Raw genomic sequence first — 1501 nt, 5'->3', positions numbered from 1 at the left:
AGACCGATCCCGAACCCGGCGGCTCCGACAACCCCTACGACTACGCCCACCAAGACCCCTACAACACCTACGACCTCAACGGCGATCGGTTCCACTTCAAACGACCGAAGGTGCTTTCCTGGAAAAATGCTGCATGGCTTGGTGGATGGGTATCGTTCGGTGTCTGCGTCGTCGGTTCCGCTGGCGTCTGCATCGGCGCTGGCCTAGCAGCAGCAGCCGTTTCCGCGACTGCATCCAATGGACGGTCAGGTTCCAAGGGAGCCTGGGCAAAGAGTTATGTAACGAACGCAGCGGTCAACACGGCCGGGGGGATTCTTGGTTGGCGGCTGGGTAAAACTGCCATGGGTAGCTGGGGTTTCAAGGCATCCAAGCGCTCGACACGAACGTTGTGGGACCGGTTCGCCGGCTACTCTGCCCATGCACGCCGCCAGGCGTGGGGCGGCTGGGCGTCTCAGGCGCAGCGGGGCGTGGCGTGCTGTCAGACCACCCGATCCTGCCCGTCAAGGCGGCCATAGCGACGTGACATGGACCGAGAAAGAGAATTCGCAGAGCTGGATGGAGCGTAGGTGGTTCGGTCGCACTAATCGCATCAGCGGCTACTTCATTGTGTTATTCAGCTCGATCGTATACCTTTTCTTGACTGCATTTCCTGATTCAGGTGGATCGCCGGGGATGCTGCTTCCATTTCTTGCGGCATTTCCATTCTCTGTCCCCTCCTGGTTATTTTTTGTCAGGCCCGAACTGGCGACAGGTGGATGTGACGTCATCATTCGAAATCCGGTTACCGAAACAAGGATTCCCTGGTCGGAGGTCACATGCTTCGATGGGAATGGAAAGTATCTGGTAGTGGAAACGGCCGATCGTGACTATAAGGTGATGGGTCTCGAGCAGGCGAATATTAGTCGCCTCCGGAAGGAGGCCAGGAATCAGGTGATTGCTGTCGAGCTCGAGGAGATCCGTCGAGACCGAATAGCGAGGTGTCCTGGCGGAAGGGTTGTCACGCGGGTCAAGCCGCCGGAACGAACGGCCGTCGCCTTCTTCTTCTTGATAGGTCTCCTCGGAGTAATCTTGCATTATCTGCCCTGAAGGAGTAGGTGCGATCATCTCGGCGGATGACTGTTCAGGTCGCTCCGTTCGAGGGAGCCGCCCCGGACTCTGCCGGACGGGTGGCCCGGAGGAGAAAATCTCCCGGGCCACCCGTCTGTTGTACACGGGTGGTGTAGGGGACCGGACCGCCGTAACGCTTTCCGTGTCTGCGACCGGCATCAACTGACCCAACAAAATTATATTTCTACGGCATCGAATCCAACCGCAGCAGTCTGTCGAGCTATCCGGATGCGGGGGGTAGTGACGCGGGGAACTGTTCGACGTCGACGACGCCGGCGGTGTTCTCCTTCGGCTACGACCCAGGCCGACCGGCTGACCCCTACCCGTCAAGATGAGGTGAGTCAGGTGATGGTTATCATCTTGTGACCTGGGCGGGTGGGGAGAGGGAGATCGT

At 58.9% G+C, this 1501-nt stretch carries 2 protein-coding genes; both read left to right on the top strand.

Annotated features, from left to right (window positions below; translation table 11 throughout):
- A partial coding sequence (locus tag ND747_RS16290; RefSeq protein ID WP_251734460.1) for a hypothetical protein occupies positions 1 to 515 on the top strand: 515 nt, incomplete at its 5' end.
- A gap of 4 nt (positions 516 to 519) precedes the next feature.
- Positions 520 to 1086, top strand: coding sequence for a hypothetical protein (locus ND747_RS16285; protein ID WP_251734459.1), 567 nt, complete (start codon positions 520 to 522; stop codon positions 1084 to 1086).
- Positions 1087 to 1501: the final 415 nt, after the last annotated feature.

The organism is Frankia sp. R82, from assembly GCF_023716925.1.
Lineage (GTDB): Bacteria > Actinomycetota > Actinomycetes > Frankiales > Frankiaceae > Frankia.
The sequence above is the reverse complement of the archived record's forward strand: the minus strand, read 5'-3'. Positions and strand labels throughout refer to the sequence as shown.